The organism is Micromonospora sp. RP3T, assembly GCF_003027925.1.
In the GTDB taxonomy this organism is placed as follows: Bacteria; Actinomycetota; Actinomycetes; order Mycobacteriales; family Micromonosporaceae; genus Micromonospora.
This window is the reverse complement of the sequence record NZ_PYPS01000004.1, coordinates 107,105-124,282: the sequence shown is the minus strand read 5'-3', so window position 1 is coordinate 124,282 and position 17,178 is coordinate 107,105. Positions and strand designations below refer to the sequence as shown.

Sequence of the window (17,178 nt, the reverse complement as noted above, 5' to 3'; positions counted from 1 at the left end):
GCGGGAATCGGGGGCGGGGTCGCCGGGCTCACCAGGCGACGCCGGCCTCGGCCACCTCGGCGACCCGGAGCCGGCCGGCGTCGAGGTGGTAGCGGGTCATCCGGCGCAGCGCCGGCCGGTAGACGTGCACGCTGACCGCCGGTTCGGCGGAGCGGTTGGTGACCTGGTGCACATGCCGGGCGCCGAAGCGCCGGCCGGCACCGGCGGCGAGGCGGTGCGGACGCAGCCGGCCACCGCTGACCGTCTCCTCGACGAGCACACCGGCGACGACCAGGAAGGCGCCGGACGAACCACCGTGGTCGTGCAGGTCGGTGCCCTGTCCGGGCAGCCAGCTCAGCGCCCACACCTCGTACCCGGCGTCGGCGTGCAGCCGCGCGTACCACCGTTCGGACCGGTCGAAGCACAGCGGCACCGGCCAGCCGGTCGGGTCGACCCAACGGGCGGCGACGGTGAGCAGGTCGGTCGGGTCGGAGCTGGTCATCGGCGGAGCGTCCTCACGGTGCGGAGCGGAGCGTGCCCACACACTTTAGACGGCAAACCCTATAGGTTTAGTAGGTAATACCACATGGCGGGACGCGGTCAGCGGAGCACCGGCGGGTCCACCCGATAGCCGGGCACCGAGGGCCACCGGACGGTGAGCACGGTGGACGCCCGCTCGGCGTACCAGGAGTGGTCCACGCCCCGACCCCAGACCACGTAGTCCCCGGGCGCGCGCAGCACCACCGTCCGGTCCGGCAGCTCGACCCGGAACGCGCCGCTGATCAGCACCAGCAACGCGGTACGCCGCTCGCCGGTGGCCCACCGGGACCGGGTCTCCCCCGCCGGGTGCACGCCCCACTTCACCTCGACCTCGGCGCTGTGCCGGACGTCGCCGGCCGGCTTGAAGTGCCCCAGCAGCCACCCCGCGTCGGTCGCCCCGTCCACCGCCGCGTTGCCCACGTACACCCGATCGTCCATGTCGCCTCCCGTGCCGGCTGCGCAAGCTACCAGGCGGCGCCGGCCGCGACGCCCTAACCTGGGCGGGTGCCCGACGAACTGGACGCCGAGACCGTCGCCTTCGCCCACCGGATGTTCGACCTGGCCCGCGCCGGCGAGACCGCCGAACTGGCGGCCAACGTGGACGCGGGACTGCCGGTCAACCTGACCAACGCCAAGGGCGACACGCTGCTGATCCTGGCCGCCTACCATGCCCGGCCGGAGACCGTGGCCGCGTTGCTCGACCGTGGCGCCGACCCGGACCGGGTCAACGACCGGGGGCAGACCGCGCTGGCCGCGGCCGTGTTCCGGCAGAACGCGGCGGCGGTCCGGGCGCTGCTCGACGCCGGCGCCGACCCGGACCACGGCGCCCCCTCGGCGGTGGAGACCGCCCGCTTCTTCACGCTGCCGGAGATGCTGACGCAGCTCGGGCGCGACTGAGCACCCGAGCCCGCCGCGCGGGGCGTATACAGGTGCGGTGGAGGATCCCGTACCCGAGCAGATGCGCACCGCGGCCACGGCGCTGCTGGCGGCGCTGGACGAGCCGGCCCGGCGACGCGCCCGGCACGAGTTCGACGACGAGCCGGCCCGCCGGTGGCTGGAGTACCGGCCCCGGCCCCGGCCCGGCGTCCCGGTCGCCGACCTCGACGTCACCGCCCGCAAGGCCGCCCACCGGCTGCTCGCCACCGCGCTCAGCCCCGCCGCGTACGCGCAGGCCATGGCCGTGGTGGCACTGGAAGAGGTGCTGGACCGGGCGGAGGGCTGGCGACGCGGCCGGCACAGCGGCGACTACTGGGTGGCGATCTTCGGCGACCCGGCCCGCGACGACCGCTGGGCGTGGCGGTTCGAGGGGCACCACATCTCGGTGAGCATGACGGTCGCCGAGGACCGGGTCTCCCCCGCCCCGATCTTCCTCGGCGCGAACCCGGCCACCGTGCGGCACGCCGGCCGCCCGGTCTCCCGGCCGCTGGGCCCGGAGGAGGACCTGGCCCGCGAACTGCTGGACGCGCTCGGCCCCGGCGGGCGGGCCGCCGCGGTGATCGCCGAGGAGGCGCCGGCCGACATCATCAGCGCCACCCGGGCCACCGCACCCGACCGACTCGACCCGCTCGGCGTGCCCCGGGGCCGGCTCGGGCCGTCGGGGCGCGCGTCGCTCGACCGCCTGGTGGCGCTCTACCTCGACCGGCTCCCGGCCGACCTGGCCGCCCGCGAGGCGGCCCGGCTCGACGGCGGCGAGCTGCACTTCGCCTGGGCCGGGCCGGTGGAGCCGGGCCGGCGGCACTATTACCGGGTGCAGGGCGACGACCTGCTGATCGAGTACGACAACACCACCGACGAGGGCAACCACGCGCACACCGTGCTGCGCCGCCCGGCCGGTGACTTCGGCGCGGACGTGCTGGCCGCGCACCACGCCGCCGCGCACCGCCCGGTCACCGGCGACGCGCCTCGATGAGGAACCGCCGGGCGTGGGCCACGGCCGGCCCCTCGGCCCGGATCCGCTCGTCCAGCCGGCGCAGCGCGGCCCGGTGCCGGTCGACGGTGAAGCCGGGCACGGTCCAGACCACCTTGCGCAGGAACCAGACCACCGCGCCGATGTCCTGGAAGACGGTACGCAGCGTGGCGGTCCGCAGGTCCACCACGGTCAGTCCGGTGGCCTCGGCGGCGGTGACCGCGTGCTCCGGGTGACGGTGCTCCGGTGGCGGCAGCGGCCCGAGGATCGCCTCGCTGAGTTCCCGGACCGTGCCGGGGCCGATCTGCTGGGAGAGGAAGCTGCCGCCGGGGCGCAGCACCCGGGCCACCTCGTCCCACCGGGTGTCCACCGGGTGCCGGCTGACCACCAGGTCGAACGCCGCGTCGCGGAACGGCAGCGGCGAGCGGTCGCCGACCTGGACGACGTGACCACCGACGCGGCTCAGGGTCCGCCGGGCCACCGACACGTTCGGCGGCCAGGCCTCGGTGGCGACCAGCAGCGGTGGCGGCGCGGACGCCGCCTCGGCCAGCACCTCGCCGCCGCCGGTGTCGATGTCCAGGGCGGCGTCGACGGCCGTCAGCCGGGCCCCGACGAGACGGGCGTAGCCCGATGGCGGGCGCTCCTCGGTGGCCCGCCCGGCCAGCCAGGAGAAGCCCCACCCCTCGACCGGCGCCGCTTTGGCCTCGGCGACCAGTTCGTCGAACCCGCGTTCGGTGACCATGAGCCCGAGCCTGCCGCCGTTCGGAGTCGCGCCGCCCACCGCCCACCACTCGTGGTCGTGACGGCACTGCCGGCGGTGCGGTTACACAGCGTCACAGCCCGGGAGAGACGCGACCTCAAATGCGGTATGCCTCCTGGTCATAATTATGACCAGGAGGCATACCGGTTTCGCTTCGTCCACTCTCCCCGCCGCGACACGCCCGGAAGCACCCGCCGAAACCATGCAGGCGAGGGCTCGGCAGTCTTCAGAAGGGGCGCGGACGGATGATCTCCACCGTGGCGCCGGGAATCGTCTCCAGGCCGGTCGGCTCGGCGGCGCCGCCCCGGTCGGACTGCTGCATCAGCCGCGCGCCCAGGCCTACCCCGACCGCGCCCACCGCCAACGCCACCAGCTCGGTGGCGAGCTGACCTCCGGTCGCGCCGCGCTGCGGCGCGTGCGCCCGGATCAGGCAGGTGAGCAGGAACATCGCCGCCATCACGGCGTTGACCAGGTTGAACGTGATGGCGGTCCGGTTGGCGCGGCCGATCCGCACGTCCCAGAGGTCGACCAGCCCGGCGACCGTGGCGAGCCCGGCGGCGACGAGCGCGGCGACCGCCGTCCAGTAGCCCACCTCACCGAGGAAGGCCGGACCGCCCGCCACGTCGGCGAGGTCGAACACCGCGGCGCTGACGAAGAGCCCGAACGGGAACGTCACCAGCATCGGTTGGATGGGGTGCCCCTGCACCCGAAGTCGGCTCTCCATCGCGTCCTCCCCACGTCGGCGCGGTTCACCAGTCCAGGTTGCTACCCGACCCCCCGCAGGGCGAAACGACTGTCGGTCAGTTGTCCCGGGGACGGGAGACGGTGAGCACCAGCCGCTCGGCCACCTCGCGCAGCGGGATGTCCAACGAGGACGCGGCGCTGCGGAGCACGCCGAGCGCCTCCACCGCGGGACAGCCGCGTTGCGTCATGATCACGCCGACGGCCTGCCCGATCACGCCCTCGGCCAACAACGCGCCGTCGATCTGGCCGGCCCGGGCGGCAGCCCGCTCGCGGTCGCGGACCGCGGCGAGCAGTAGGCCGGCGTGCTCGGCGAGCAGCATCGCGGTGAGCTGGTGACTCGGCGTGAGCGCGCCGGGGGCCGACGCGTACAGGTTGATCGCGCCGATGACCTGCTCGTCCACGTCGACCGGTGCGGAGATCACGCCGTGCACGCCGAGCGCGCGGGCGCGGATGCTCCAGGTCGGCCAGCGCGACTCCTCCGCCAGCCCGCCCGCGATGATCATTTCGCGTCGACGGATGGCGGTCAGGGCCGGCGTGTCCGGGCCGTGCCGCAGGTCGTCCAGCTCGGCGAACCGCGGGTCGGAGGCGGCCACCCCGGCGGGCTCACCGGCCCGCAGCGCGGTGAAGCCGCAGCAGTCCACACCGGGCACCGCGCCCCGGGCGATCCGGACCAGGCGGTCCAGCGCCTCGTCGAACTCCGCGACACCGATCAGGCCGGCGGTCAGCTCGCGCAGCAGCGCGGCGGTCTCCAGCACGCCCAGGTCGTCGGTCATGGGTAGACGGGTCTCGAGGTTCACCGCACCACGGCCCCCACCGCCCCCGCGTCCGTCCGCGCGGTGTTCCCGTCCGGCGCCGTTGCCTGTGCCATGTTCGTCCTCTCTTCGACCGAGCCTCGGCCTACTACCCCCGCCGACCGACCTCGAAACCGCGCAAAAGGGCCCCTTCCGGCCGTACCCGACCGGAGGGGCCCCTACGCACCGGGTCAGCGGGACCCGGAGATGAGCCGCCGGCCCACCGAGGCGATCAGCCGGTCCAGCTCCGAGCCGAACGGGTTGTCGTGCACGAGGTACGTCCAGGTGGCGCTCGGCCGCACCAGCTTCGACGCGTCCGGCTCCCACCCCTCGTCGAACTCGGTCTCCTCGAACGTGGCGATGGTGCGCGTCTCGATCTCCGGCATCAGGGCGTTGAACGCCGGCACCGCGCTGCGGTGGAACTCGTCGAGCGGGTCGAGCCGGCCCAGCGCCCGCAGGTGCACGCCCTCGCGCACCTCGGACAGCTCGGCCAGGTGCTCGGCCCAGAGCCGGTCCAGGTGGTAGAGCGCGATCGAGCGGGAGACCTCGGCGAGCAGGTCCTCGTCCATCTCGCCGGCCTTCTCCGGCACCCGCTCCAACAGCATCAGCGCGGCGATGTCGGTGGTCAGCAGCCGCTCCCGCCGCTCGGCGAGCGCCTTGCGCTGCTGCTCGATCACGTGGCTGTAACGCCAGGTGTTGCGGTGGATCTCGTGGTTGACGCCCTCGGCGACCCGCTGGGCGTGCTCGACCGCGTAGTCCACCTGCGGGTCGGTGACCAGGCCGTCGGCGTTCATCCGGGGCGACGCCGGCACGGTGTCGCCGGCGTGCCGGACGACCAGGTCGTCCTCCAGGCTGACGAAGAAGACCGACCCGCCGGGGTCGCCCTGCCGGCCGGCCCGGCCGCGGAGCTGGTCGTCGACCCGGCGGCTGTCGTGCCGGCCACTGCCGATCACGTAGAGGCCGCCCAGCTCGGCGACCCGCTCCTGGTCGGACTGGTCGCTGCCACCGAGCCGGATGTCGACTCCCCGACCGGCCATCTGGGTGGAGACCGTCACCGCGCCGTACGCGCCGGCCTCGGCGATGATGCCGGCCTCCTCGTCGTCGTTCTTGGCGTTGAGCACCACGCACGGCACCTCGGCGGCGCGCAGCGCGGCGGCCAGCCCCTCGGACTCCTTCACGTCGAGCGTGCCGACCAGCACCGGACGCCCCGCCTGGTGACAGCGCGTGATCTCGTCGACCAGCGCCTCCTCCTTCTCGGCGCGGGTGGCGTAGATCCGGTCCGGCTCGTCCTCCCGGACGCACGGGGTGTTCGGCGGGATCACCGCCACCTCGAGGCCGAAGAACTCCCGGAGCTGGTCGCCGACGAGCACCGCGGTCGCGGTCATCCCGCAGACGGTCGGGTAGAGCGCGATGTACGCCTGCACGGTGACGGTGCCCAGCACCTCGCCCTCAGCGCTGGCGTCCAGCCCCTCCTTCGCCTCGACCGCGGCCTGGAGCCCGTCCGGCCAGCGGCGGCGCTGCGCGACCCGGCCGCGCATCTCGTCGATCAGCTCGACCGAGTCGTCCCGCACGATGTAGTCGACGTCGCGGTGCAGCAGCGCGTGCGCGTGCAGCGCCACGTTCACCGCGGAGAGCTGCCCGACGTGCTCCTCGTCGTACAGGTCGATGCCGCCGAGCTTCGCCTCGACCGTGGCCAGGCCGACCGAGGTGAAGGCGACGCTGCGGCCGTCCTCGGCCACCGTGTAGTGCCTGCCCTTGCGCAGACCACGCACCAGCGCGGCGGCGGCGTGCACCGGGTCCTGCTCGCCGGGGACCGCGCCGGCCAGCACCATCGGCACCCGCGCCTCGTCGATCAGGATCGAGTCGGCCTCGTCCACGATCGCGGTCTTCAGCGGCGGCTGCACCCGCTCGGCCACGTCGGTGACGAGCTGGTCGCGCAGGTAGTCGAAGCCGGCCTCGCTGACCGACACGTAGGTGACGTCGCAGCGGTACGCGGTGCGGCGCTCCTCCGGGGTGGACGCCTCGTTGACCCACCCGACGGTGAGCCCGAGCAGCGTGTAGACCGGCTGCATCCACTCGGCGTCGCGGCGGGCCAGGTAGTCGTTGACGGTGAGCACGTGCACCGGGCCGTTGCCGAGCCGGACGTGCCCGTACGCGGCGACGGTCGCGGTGAGCGTCTTGCCCTCACCGGTGGCCATCTCCGCGACCTTGCCGGAGAGCAGCGCCATGGCGCCGAGCAGCTGCACGTCGTAGGGGCGCTGGTCGAGCCCTCGGCGGGCCGCCTCGCGGCCGATCGCGCAGATCTCCTCGTACTTCTCGGCCCGGCCGGCGGCCTCGGTCAGCTCGGCGTCGGAGAGCTGCTCCAGCTCGGCCTCGCGGGACTCGATCGCCGGCAGCAGCTTCTCCAGCGGGGCCAGGTCGACCGTCGTCCCCGGGCGCTGGAGGAACCGGCGGAACCTGGTCTTGAACCGTTGCGACACACCCATGAGCCGCAACGGTACGCGAACCACAGCCGATTGTGACCCCCGCCCACCGCCGGAGCCGGGCCGTGTCCGGAAATCACCGGCCCGACCGGTTCAGACCCGTCCCGGGCGGATCAGGCCACGAGCAGTTGGTGGGTGGCCAGCTCCCGGTAGAGCGGGCTGGTGGTGGTCAACTCGTCGTGGGTGCCGACCGCCACCACCCGGCCGCCGTCGAGCACCACGATCTGGTCGGCGTCCACCACCGTGGAGAGCCGGTGCGCCACGATCAGCAGGGTGCGGCGCACCGCCACCGCGTCGATCGCCCGCCGCAGCGCCGCCTCGTTGCGGGCGTCGAGGTTGCTGGTCGGTTCGTCGAGCAGCAGCACCGGCGGCCCGGCCAGCAGCGCCCGGGCGATGGCCAGCCGCTGCCGCTCCCCGCCGGAGAGCAGCACGCCGCCCTCCCCCACCTGCACGTCCAGCCCGTCAGCGGTCCGGTCGGCCAGGTGCCCCAGGTTGACCTCGTCGAGCACCGCGCGCAGCCGGTCGTCGGTGGCGCCGGGCGTGGAGATCAGCAGGTTGTCCCGCAGCGTGCCGGCGAGCACCGGCGCTTCCTGCTCCACGTAGCCGAGCCGGGCGCGCAACGCGTCCCGGGGCAGCTCCCGCACGTCCACGCCGTCCAGGCGGACCGCGCCCTCGCCCGCCTCGTAGAAGCGCTCGACGAGCGCCAGCACTGTGGACTTGCCGGCGCCGGACGGGCCCACCAGGGCGGTCCGGGTGCCGGCCGGCACCGTGAAGCTCACCTCGTGCAGCACCGGCGGGCCGCCGGGATAACCGAAGCCGACCCGGTCGAACTCCACCCGGGCCGGCGCGGCGGCGGCCGGCACGTCCACCCGCCCGGGCCGGTCGCCGGCGCTCTCGCCCGGCACGGTGAGGATCTCCTCGATCCGGGCCAGCGCGCCCAGCCCGCTCTGCAACTGGGTGTACGCGTGCACCGCCTGGCCCAGCGGCAGCACCAGGAAGAACAGGAACATCACGAACGCGACCAGGTCGCCCACGCTGATCGCCCCGGACGCCACCCGCGCCCCGCCCACGGCCAGCACCAGCAGGAACGCGCCCTGCACGGTGACCGCGCTGACCGGTCCCACCACCGCCTGGGCGCGAGCCACCCGCTGCCCGGCGTCGTACGCCGCGGTCGCGCTGGCCACCACCGTGCCGGTCTCCCGCTCCTCGGCGCGGCTGGCCCGGATGGTCCGCGCCGCGGAGATGGCCCGCTCGACGGCCGAGGTCATCTCACCGACGCGTTCCTGGGCGCGGCGGGACAGCCCGCGCACCCGGCGGGCGACCGTGACGGCGAACCCCACGCCGACCGCGACCGACGCCAGCGTCACCCCGAACAGCAGCGGATCCAGCAGCAGCATGGCGGTGCCGGCGCCGAGGACCATCACCGCCCCGGTGACGGTCTCGAAGAGGCCGGACGTGACCACCGCCCGCAGCAACGTGGTGTCGGCGCCCACCCGGGACAGCAGGTCGCCGGTGCGGCGCCGGTCGTACTCGGCGATCGGCAGGCGCAGCAGGTGGCCGGCGAGCCGCCGCCGGAGGCCCAGCACGAGCCCTTCGGCGGTGCGTTGCAACAGGTAGTCGCGGAGCCCGCCGAGCAACGCGCCGACCAGCACCAGCACCACCAGCGCCACCACCAGCGTGGTGGCCGGGCGGTCGGCGGTGATCCGGTCCAGCACGGTGCGGGTGAGCAGCGGTTGGGCCAGCGCGGCGGCGGCGCCGGTGAGCGACAACGCGCCCACCACGACGAGGGTGCCGCGGTGGGCGCGCAGGTAGGGCAGCAGAGCGGCGAGTCCCGGCGTCGGGCCGGCGTCGGCGGTCATGACCGAACGGTAGCCGGGCACCGCACCGGGGTCGGGCCCCGGTCAGCCGGTCAGCACCACCTGCAGCTCCGAGCGGCGACGCTCGGCCAGGTCGGTGAGCAGCGCCGGCGCCTCGTCCAGCGGCACCACCGCGGAGACGAGATGCTTGCGGATCTGGTCGCCGTACTGGCGCAGCAGCTCCACCGTCTCCGCGGAGAGCCGCTCCCGGTCCCAGGTGGGGGCCAGCCCGCGCGGCACCCGGCCGATCTGCGCGCAGCGCAGCGACAGTCCGTTGTGGTGGAACTCCTCGCCGAGCCGGACCGCGTCCGCGCCGCCCTGGTAGAACGCCAGGTCGATCACCGTGCCCTGGGGCCGCAGCAGCCGCAGCGCGAGCTGCAACGCCCAGTCCTGGCCGCGGCACTGGAAGACCACGTCCGCGCCGCGGTCGCCGGCGGCGTGGTTCCACCGGGTCTTGAGCACCATGGCCGGGTCGTCCGCCTCCGGGTCGAGCGTCTCCAGGCCGAGCGCCTCGGCCACCTGCCGGCGGGCCGGGGTGGGGTCCACCACGACCACCGAGGCGGCCCCGTGGCGGCGCGCGAACAGCGCGGTGAGCAGCGCGACCACGCCGCTGCCGACCACCGCCACCCGGCGGCCACGGACCCCGTCGCCCAGCGTCCGGACGTCGGCGCCGCACAGGTCGGCGGCGGCGTGCAGCAGACCGTTGGCGCAGATCGGTCCCATGTGCGCCACGTAGACGCCGAGCAGCGGATCGAGGTCGTCGGGCAGCGGCACGAACCGTTCGGCGACCGGATCGGCCACCCAGCCGCTGCGGTGCCCGTACGTCATCGCGCCGACCGTGCCCACCGTGACCGCCGGGGTCCGGCTCTCCACCACGCGGCCGACCTGCATGTAGCCGAGCCGGGTCACCGGGTACGGGGTGCTCGCCCCGCCCGGCTGGAACAGGCCGAGACCGGCGTTCCAGGTGACGTGCAGGTACGGGTTGGTGCCCTTGACGTAGCTCAGTTCGGTGCCGGCGGAGACGCCGCTGTAGAGCGTCTCCACCCGGAACGTGCCCTCGCGCAGCTCGGGCGCGTCCTGCTCGACCAGCTCGACCCGGCCCGGGCCGCTGACCACCACCACCCGGTCACGCATCGACTGTCACCCCCGCGTCGGCCACCGCGGCGGCGGGCCGGGCCGCCGGGCCGGTCGGCAGCGCCACCGGCCGGCCGGTCCGCGCCGACTCGGCCACCGCGAGCGCCAGCCGTTGGGTGCGCAGCGCCTCGGCGTACGGGACGCGGACGTCGTCGCCGACGCCGCGGACCGCGTCGACGAACGCCCGGTCGACGGCGACCCGCGCGTCGTCCGGGTCGGCGGGTACGTGCCGCTCGCCGTCGGCGTCGGCGATCGTCAGGCCGTCCTCGGCCAGTGACAGCGCCAGCCCGTCGGCGAGGATCTCCAGGCCGGCCCGGTGCTTCCAGGTGAGCACGCAGGCCGCGGCGAGCGTGCCGACCGCACCGGAGTCGAACCGCAGCGTGGCCGCGGTCACCGAGTCGATGTCGGCGCCGTCGACCGGTGGCGGGGTGCCGTCGCCGTACGCGGTCACCTCGGTGACCTCGCCGACCAGCACCCGGATCAGGTCCAGCACGTGCGCGGCCTGCTCCACCACCGGACCACCGGACCGGTCCCGCCGCGCCCACCAGGCCACCGGCGGCACCTTGTCCAGCCAGGCCCCGTTGACCATCCGCACCGGACGGTCGGCGAGCAGCCGCCGGGCCTCCTCCACCACGCGCAGGTAGCGCCAGTGGTGGCCGACGCCGGTGCGCAGCCCGCGCTGCTCCACCAGCGCCGCGACCCGCTCGGCCGTCTCCAGGTCGACCGCGACCGGCTTCTCCACGAACATCGGCACGCCGGCGGCGATCACCGCCTCCTCGGCCGGGCCGTGCGCGAACGGCGGCACGCAGACGTACACCGCGTCCGGGCCGGCGGCGAGCAGCTCGGCCACGTCGGCGAAGACCCGGCCGCCGTACGTGCCGGCGAGTGCCTCCGCCGCCGCCGGCGCGACGTCCGTCACGCCGAGTAGTTCCACGTCCTCGAAGCTCGTGAGCACCCGGGCGTGGCGTTGCGCCACCCCACCGGCCCCGACCAGTCCCACCCGCATCCTGCCGCCCTCTCGACGTGACTGAAAGACTGCGGACAGCACTCCCCCCGCTGCTGACGCGGCAAACGCGACCTCGCGCGCAACGTGACGTTCATCCCCGTGATCACAGCGTTGGGCAGGATCGGTTAGCGCGGGTCCGGAACTGGGAAACACATACTTGCGATTCCGCAATCAATGGGGGGTGCCCGTGCGGGAATCAGATTCGATCGTCTCACCTGTGGTGGAGGCGTGGGCCACGTACCGCACCAGTGCGGCCGACGACTGGCCGGCCGACCGGCTGGTGCGGGCCAAGGGAACCAGCCGGGTCAGCGTGGTGCTGCCGGCGCGTGACGAGGAGGCCACGGTCGGCGCGATCGTGTCGACCATCCGTGAGCACCTGATGGACCGCGTGCCGCTCGTCGACGAGCTGATCGTGGTGGACTCCCGGTCCACCGACCGGACCGCCCAGGTGGCCCGCGCGGCCGGCGCCGAGGTGGTGGGGCAGGACGCGATGACGCGCGGGCTGCCGCGGCTCACCGGCAAGGGCGACGCGCTGTGGGCCGGACTGGCCGCGGCCGAGGGGGACGTGGTCGCGTTCGTCGACGCCGACCTGCGCGAGTTCCGGCCGCACTTCGTCACCGGGCTGCTCGGGCCGCTGCTCACCGACCCGAGCGTGGAGTTCGTCAAGGGCTTCTACCACCGGCCGCTGGTCGGTGCCACCGGGGTCGAGCCCGACGGCGGCGGCCGGGTGACGGAGCTGATGGCCCGGCCGCTGCTCAACCTGTTCTGGCCGGAGCTGGCCGGCTTCGTGCAGCCGTTGGCCGGCGAGTACGCGGGCCGCCGCACCGTGCTGGAGCGGGTGCCGTTCGTCACCGGGTACGGCGTCGAGACGGCCATGCTCATCGACCTGCTGGAGCTGGTCGGGCTGGACGCGCTGGCCCAGGTCGACCTGGGCGAGCGCAAGCACCGGCACCAGGACACCGCCGCGCTGGGCCGGATGTCGGCGCAGATCATGCTGACCGCGTGGTCCCGGCTCCAGCGGCGCGGCTGGGCGATGCCCGGGACGATGCCGACCCCGCTGCTCACCCAGTTCCGCCGGGGCGGCTCGGAGGCCCTGCCCAACCTGGACCGGGAGATCGTGGTCAACGACGTCTCGGTCGAGGAACGCCCGCCGCTGGCCCAGTTGCGGCACCGCGTCCCGCGCCGCCGGGTCGCCGCGTGAACCCGACAGCCGAGAGAAGAGGCAGCGCATGACGCTCACCGTGCTGATGAACGCCGGCCCGTGGCTGTCCGTGCCACCGCCCGGGTACGGCGGGATCGAGAACGTGGTGGCCACGCTGGTGCCGGAGCTGCGCCGCCTCGGCGTCCGGGTGGTGCTCGCCTCGGTGGAGAGCAGCACGCTGCCGGTCGACGAGAAGATCGCGGTCTTCCCGGACGGGCAGTTCCACGCGTTGCAGCGGCCGTACAACCAGGTCTGCGGCGTGTCCCAGGCGCACCTGGCGCACGTGGTGCGGGCGGTGCACGCCCGCGACGACATCGACCTGGTGCACGACCACGTGGAGGCGGTCGGGCTGGCCACGCTGGCCGCGATGGGCCCGGACGCGCCGCCGGTGCTGCACACCCTGCACTGGGACCTGGCCAAGCATCCGGAGCTGTACGGCAACCTCGACGGCGGCGACCGGGTGCGGGTCAACGGGGTGTCGGCCTCGCAGCTCGCCCGCGCCCCCCGCGCGCTGCGGGAGCACTCGGTCGGTCACGTGCACCTGTCCACCCCGCTGGCGGTCGACGCGGACCGCCGTCCGGCGACGCCCAAGGGCGACCACGTGGTGATCCTCGGCCGGATCAACCCGGGGAAGGGGCAGGACCTGGGCGCCCGGCTGGCCCGGGAAGCCGGCTTCCGGCTGGTGCTGGCCGGCCCGGTCGGGCCGTACCACCGCCCGGAGGACCTGGCCGCGGCCGGCGACGAGGCGCGGCAGAACCCGGACGTGCGGTTCTTCCACGACCACGTCGCCCCGTACGTCGACGGCGACCGGGTGCGCTGGGTCGGCACGGTGGCCGGGCAGGAGCGCGACGACCTGGTCGCCTCCGCGCGTGCGTCGTTGTTCCCGCTGCGCTGGGAGGAGCCGGGCGGCACGGCGGTGGTCGAGTCCCTGTCGCTGGGCACGCCGGTGGTGGCCACCGCCCGGGGCTGCCTGCCGGAACTGATCGAGCACGGCCGCACCGGCCTGCTCACCGCCGACGAGGACGAGCTGGGCGACCTGGTGCTCGCCGCCGGCCGGCTGGACGCCGACGAGTGCCGGCGCGAGGCGGCCGACCGGTTCACCCCGGCCCGGATGGCCGAGCGTTACGTCGCGCTCTACGACCGGGTCCGCCGGGGCGCCGCACGCCCGTTGCAGCCGGCCTGATCAACGGCACACCGCCGGCCCGGCCGCCTCTCCCGCGGCCGGGCCGGCGTTTGCCGCCGGTGGGTCGGGGAAACCGTCGGCTTCCCCGCGGTGGCGAGGAGGCCGGCGTGACGAACTCGATGGCGCACTCCCGGGCGCGGCGCAACCCGGCCGACGGCCGGGCGCCGGTACGCCGGGCCGCCTCCGGTTTCGCGGTGCTCCTGTTGCTGCTCGGCGTGCTGGGCTTCGTGCCGGGGATCACCAGTTCCTTCGCCGACCTGCGGTTCGCCGGGCCGGCGTCCGGCGCCCGCCTGCTCGGCCTGTTCCAGGTCTCGGTGCTGCACAACGTCGTCCACCTCGCGCTCGGCGTCGCCGGCCTGCTGCTGGCCCGCACCGTGACCCGTGCCCGGGCGTTCCTGGTCGGCGGCGGCGCGGTGTACCTGGTGCTCTGGCTGTACGGCCTGGCCGTCGACCGACGTACCGAGGCGAACGTCCTGGCGGTCAACCGCGCCGACACCTGGCTGCACCTGCTGCTGGGCCTCGCCATGCTGGCGCTGGGTCTGCTCGCCGCCCGCCGCGACCACCACCGCTGACCCGCGCCCCGTCGACCTCCGAAGCGGGAGGGCCGCAGGTCGGCTCCGGGTCGACGGGCCGATCCGGCGCGCTCCGTGCGGGCCGCGTGGCGCCGCCAGCGTGACCTGCGACGGGACGCGCCGGATGGCCGGTTTCGGTGGTTCGAACGGCGGGTACGTCGGTAGCCTCCCGACGAGTTGGAAACGAGGGCCCGATGTCGACCCGGATCAGGTGCGAGGTCCGCGACGAGTCCCCGGTCACCGTCGTACGGCTGGCCGGGCTGCTCGACCTGGCCACGATGCGTGTGGTGCACGAGGTGCTGGACCGCTGCCTCGCCGCGCAACCGGACGCGCTCGTGGTCGACCTGGAGGAGATCGACGTCACCGACCCGCTGGCGCTGTCCGTGTTCGCGGCGGCGGCCCGGCGGGCGGCCGACTGGCCGGCGGTGCCGATGGTGCTCTCCGCCCCGCCCCGGGAGACCGCCGCCTGGCTGAACGAGACCACCGCCTGCCGGGTGGTGCCGGTGCGCCGGGACTGCGCGGAGGCGACGGCGCTGGCCGGCACCGCTGCCGCGCCCCGGCTGCGGGCCCGCCTGGAGCCGGTCGCCGGGGCCTGCCGGCGGGCCCGGGAGCTGGTCACCGAGGCGTGCGGCCGGTGGAACGTGCCGGAGCTGGCCGGCCCGGCCTCGCTGGTGCTCAGCGAGCTGGTCGGCAACGTGGTCCGGCACGCCGGCACGCCGATGCACGTCACGCTGACGCTGCGCCGACCGTATCTGCGGGTGGCGGTGATGGACGGCAGCCCCGCCGAGGCGTACGCGGCGACCGGCCGTGACCCCCGCGAGGAGGGCGGCCGGGGACTGATGCTGGTGCGGGAGCTGACCCAGCGCTGGGGCAGCACGCCGGTGGGCGCCGGCAAGGTCGTCTGGGCCATGCTCCCGGCGAACTGACCGAATTCTCCGCTCTCGCCTGGTTTCATGGGTAGCGGGGACGGGTACGCGCGCCCGTCCTGTCTGTCGTCACCTGGGGTGAGATGCCATGCCCAAGCGAGTAGTCACGGATCCGGCACACGACCGGGGGCCGGCGATCCTCGCGCCGGCCCGGTTCGGCGGATACCCCGGCCCGGTCCGGGAGGCGGTGAAGGGCAACTCGCTGTGGCGGTTGCTGCGCTCCACCGACGCCAAGTTGATCGGCCTGCTCTACCTGGGCACCTCGTTCGCGTACTTCATCATCGGCGGCTTCATGGCGATGCTGATCCGCGCCGAGCTGGCCCGGCCGGGGATGCAACTGCTCTCCCCCGAGCAGTACAACCAGATGTTCACCATGCACGGCACGATCATGCTGCTGCTGTTCGCGACGCCGATGGTGTTCGGGTTCGGCAACTACCTGGTGCCGTTGCAGATCGGCGCGCCGGACGTGGCGTTCCCCCGGCTCAACGCGTTCGCCTACTGGCTGTACTTCTTCGGCGCGGCCATCACGGTGGGCGGGTTCTTCACGCCGCAGGGCTCGGCGGACTTCGGCTGGACCGCGTACACGCCGCTGAGCACCGCGCAGCACTCGCCCGGGGTCGGCGCGAACATGTGGGTGGTCGGGCTGGCCGTCTCCGGTCTGGGCACGATCCTCGGCGCGGTCAACATGATCACCACGATCCTGACCCTGCGCGCGCCCGGCATGACCATGTTCCGGATGCCGATCTTCACCTGGAACCTGCTGCTCACCAGCGTGCTGGTGATCTTCGTGTTCCCGCTGCTGGCGGCCGCGCTGTTCGCACTCGCCTCGGACCGGATCCTGCACTCGCACGTCTACGATCCGACCACCGGCGGGCCGATGCTGTGGCAGCACCTGTTCTGGTTCTTCGGGCATCCCGAGGTCTACATCATCGCGCTGCCGTTCTTCGGCATCATCACCGAGATCATCCCGGTCTTCTCCCGCAAGCCGATCTTCGGCTACACCGGGCTGGTCCTCGCCACGCTCGCCATCACGGTGCTGTCGATGGCGGTCTGGGCACACCACATGTTCGCGACCGGCCAGGTGCTGCTGCCGTTCTTCAGCATCCTGAGCTACCTGATCGCGGTGCCGACCGGGGTGAAGTTCTTCAACTGGATCGGCACCATGTGGAAGGGACAGCTCACATTCGAGACGCCGATGCTGTTCGCCGTCGGCTTCCTGGTCACCTTCCTGCTCGGCGGCCTGACCGGCGTGCTGCTGGCCAGCCCGCCGGTCGACTTCCACGTCACCGACTCGTACTTCGTGGTGGCGCACTTCCACTACGTGCTCTTCGGCACCATCGTGTTCGCCGCGTTCGGCGGCATCTACTTCTGGTTCCCGAAGATGACCGGCCGGCTGCTCGACGAGAGGCTGGGCAAGATGCACTTCTGGACCATGTTCCTCGGCTTCCACGCCACGTTCCTGGTGCAGCACTGGCTCGGCAACGAGGGCATGCCCCGCCGGTACGCCGACTACCTGCCCGGCGACGGCTTCACCGGGCTCAACGAGATCTCCACCGTCGGGTCGTTCGTGCTCGGCGCGTCCACGCTGTTCTTCGTCTACAACGTCTGGAAGTCCTGGCGGTACGGCGCGATGGTCACCGTGGACGACCCGTGGGGGTTCGGCAACTCGCTGGAATGGGCCACCACCTGCCCGCCGCCGCTGCGCAACTTCGACCGGATGCCCCGGATCCGCTCGGAGCGGCCGGCGTTCGACGCCAAGTACGGCCCGCTCGTCTCCGACCTCGGCCGCGACCTGCCGCAGCGGACCACCAAGCCGCCGCAGAGCCTGGCCGAGGAGCTGCACCACGTCGCCCGGACGCCGGAGTCACCGGCCGCCGAGGGCGCGCACGGCGCCCGGGAGGCCGTCGAGTACCAGCCCGCGCCGCAGTCCGGCGCCCGGCCGGTGGACGTGCCGGAGCCCGAGGACGTGCGCCGCCCCAGCTTCGAGGAGACCGACGAGCCGGAGGAGACGATCCTCGGCGCCCCGCGCGAGGACCAGCCGAACGAGAGGTGGCGGCACCCGCGCGGCCACGGCGACACCCCGGACAACTGAAAGGA

16 protein-coding genes are annotated in these 17,178 nt (G+C 74.0%); 7 read left to right on the top strand and 9 right to left on the bottom strand.

The window, feature by feature from the left end:
* Nucleotides 1–28: 28 nt before the first annotated feature.
* Together C8054_RS05040 and C8054_RS05035 are read right to left on the bottom strand one after the other, a co-directional pair.
* On the bottom strand, nucleotides 29–481 hold the full coding sequence (locus tag C8054_RS05040) for a cysteine dioxygenase family protein (RefSeq protein ID WP_107155537.1): 453 nt from the start codon (nucleotides 479–481) through the stop codon (nucleotides 29–31).
* A gap of 98 nt (nucleotides 482–579) precedes the next feature.
* Complete coding sequence (locus tag C8054_RS05035) at nucleotides 580–957, bottom strand: signal peptidase I (protein WP_107155536.1); 378 nt, start codon at nucleotides 955–957, stop codon at nucleotides 580–582.
* Nucleotides 958–1,023: 66 nt separating this feature from the next.
* On the opposite strand from C8054_RS05035, the gene C8054_RS05030 reads away from it, so the two are divergent.
* Both C8054_RS05030 and C8054_RS05025 read left to right on the top strand, forming a co-directional pair.
* Nucleotides 1,024–1,416, top strand: coding sequence for an ankyrin repeat domain-containing protein (locus C8054_RS05030; protein WP_107155535.1), 393 nt, complete (start codon nucleotides 1,024–1,026; stop codon nucleotides 1,414–1,416).
* 37 nt (nucleotides 1,417–1,453) lie between these two features.
* A complete protein-coding gene (locus tag C8054_RS05025) occupies nucleotides 1,454–2,428 on the top strand; it encodes a DUF3500 domain-containing protein (protein WP_199199536.1) in 975 nt (324 codons plus the stop codon).
* Here the strand turns inward: C8054_RS05025 and C8054_RS05020 are convergent.
* The 7 genes from C8054_RS05020 to C8054_RS04990 form a co-directional block, all read right to left on the bottom strand.
* Nucleotides 2,406–3,167: a class I SAM-dependent methyltransferase gene (locus C8054_RS05020; protein ID WP_107155655.1), complete on the bottom strand. Its 762-nt coding sequence runs from the start codon at nucleotides 3,165–3,167 to the stop codon at nucleotides 2,406–2,408. The two genes, C8054_RS05025 and C8054_RS05020, sit on opposite strands and share 23 nt — an antisense overlap.
* Before the next feature lie 244 nt (nucleotides 3,168–3,411).
* On the bottom strand, nucleotides 3,412–3,909 hold the full coding sequence (locus tag C8054_RS05015; protein WP_107155533.1) for a DUF2231 domain-containing protein: 498 nt from the start codon (nucleotides 3,907–3,909) through the stop codon (nucleotides 3,412–3,414).
* Nucleotides 3,910–3,985: 76 nt separating this feature from the next.
* Nucleotides 3,986–4,726: a GAF and ANTAR domain-containing protein gene (locus C8054_RS05010; protein ID WP_107155532.1), complete on the bottom strand. Its 741-nt coding sequence runs from the start codon at nucleotides 4,724–4,726 to the stop codon at nucleotides 3,986–3,988.
* Between the two features lie 185 nt (nucleotides 4,727–4,911).
* Nucleotides 4,912–7,206 (bottom strand): accessory Sec system translocase SecA2, encoded by a 2,295-nt coding sequence (gene secA2 / locus C8054_RS05005; RefSeq protein ID WP_107155531.1) that lies wholly within the window; start codon nucleotides 7,204–7,206, stop codon nucleotides 4,912–4,914.
* 110 nt (nucleotides 7,207–7,316) lie between these two features.
* Nucleotides 7,317–9,062 (bottom strand): ABC transporter ATP-binding protein, encoded by a 1,746-nt coding sequence (locus C8054_RS05000; RefSeq protein ID WP_107155654.1) that lies wholly within the window; start codon nucleotides 9,060–9,062, stop codon nucleotides 7,317–7,319.
* A gap of 42 nt (nucleotides 9,063–9,104) precedes the next feature.
* Complete coding sequence (locus C8054_RS04995) at nucleotides 9,105–10,193, bottom strand: zinc-binding dehydrogenase (protein ID WP_107155530.1); 1,089 nt, start codon at nucleotides 10,191–10,193, stop codon at nucleotides 9,105–9,107.
* A complete protein-coding gene (locus tag C8054_RS04990) occupies nucleotides 10,186–11,199 on the bottom strand; it encodes a Gfo/Idh/MocA family protein (protein ID WP_107155529.1) in 1,014 nt (337 codons plus the stop codon). The genes C8054_RS04995 and C8054_RS04990 overlap by 8 nt, the downstream gene beginning before the upstream one ends.
* A gap of 220 nt (nucleotides 11,200–11,419) precedes the next feature.
* Here C8054_RS04990 and C8054_RS04985 point away from each other — a divergent pair, with 220 nt between their 5' ends.
* The 5 genes from C8054_RS04985 (at nucleotide 11,420) to ctaD (ending at nucleotide 17,173) form a co-directional block, all read left to right on the top strand.
* Nucleotides 11,420–12,400, top strand: a complete 981-nt coding sequence (locus C8054_RS04985) for a glucosyl-3-phosphoglycerate synthase (protein ID WP_233219503.1) — start codon at nucleotides 11,420–11,422, stop codon at nucleotides 12,398–12,400.
* 28 nt (nucleotides 12,401–12,428) lie between these two features.
* A complete protein-coding gene (locus C8054_RS04980) occupies nucleotides 12,429–13,583 on the top strand; it encodes a glycosyltransferase (protein WP_107155527.1) in 1,155 nt (384 codons plus the stop codon).
* Nucleotides 13,584–13,702: 119 nt separating this feature from the next.
* Complete coding sequence (locus C8054_RS04975) at nucleotides 13,703–14,155, top strand: DUF4383 domain-containing protein (RefSeq protein ID WP_107155653.1); 453 nt, start codon at nucleotides 13,703–13,705, stop codon at nucleotides 14,153–14,155.
* Nucleotides 14,156–14,349: 194 nt separating this feature from the next.
* Complete coding sequence (locus C8054_RS04970) at nucleotides 14,350–15,081, top strand: ATP-binding protein (protein ID WP_107155526.1); 732 nt, start codon at nucleotides 14,350–14,352, stop codon at nucleotides 15,079–15,081.
* Nucleotides 15,082–15,169: 88 nt separating this feature from the next.
* Nucleotides 15,170–17,173: a cytochrome c oxidase subunit I gene (gene ctaD / locus C8054_RS04965; RefSeq protein WP_107155525.1), complete on the top strand. Its 2,004-nt coding sequence runs from the start codon at nucleotides 15,170–15,172 to the stop codon at nucleotides 17,171–17,173.
* Nucleotides 17,174–17,178: the final 5 nt, after the last annotated feature.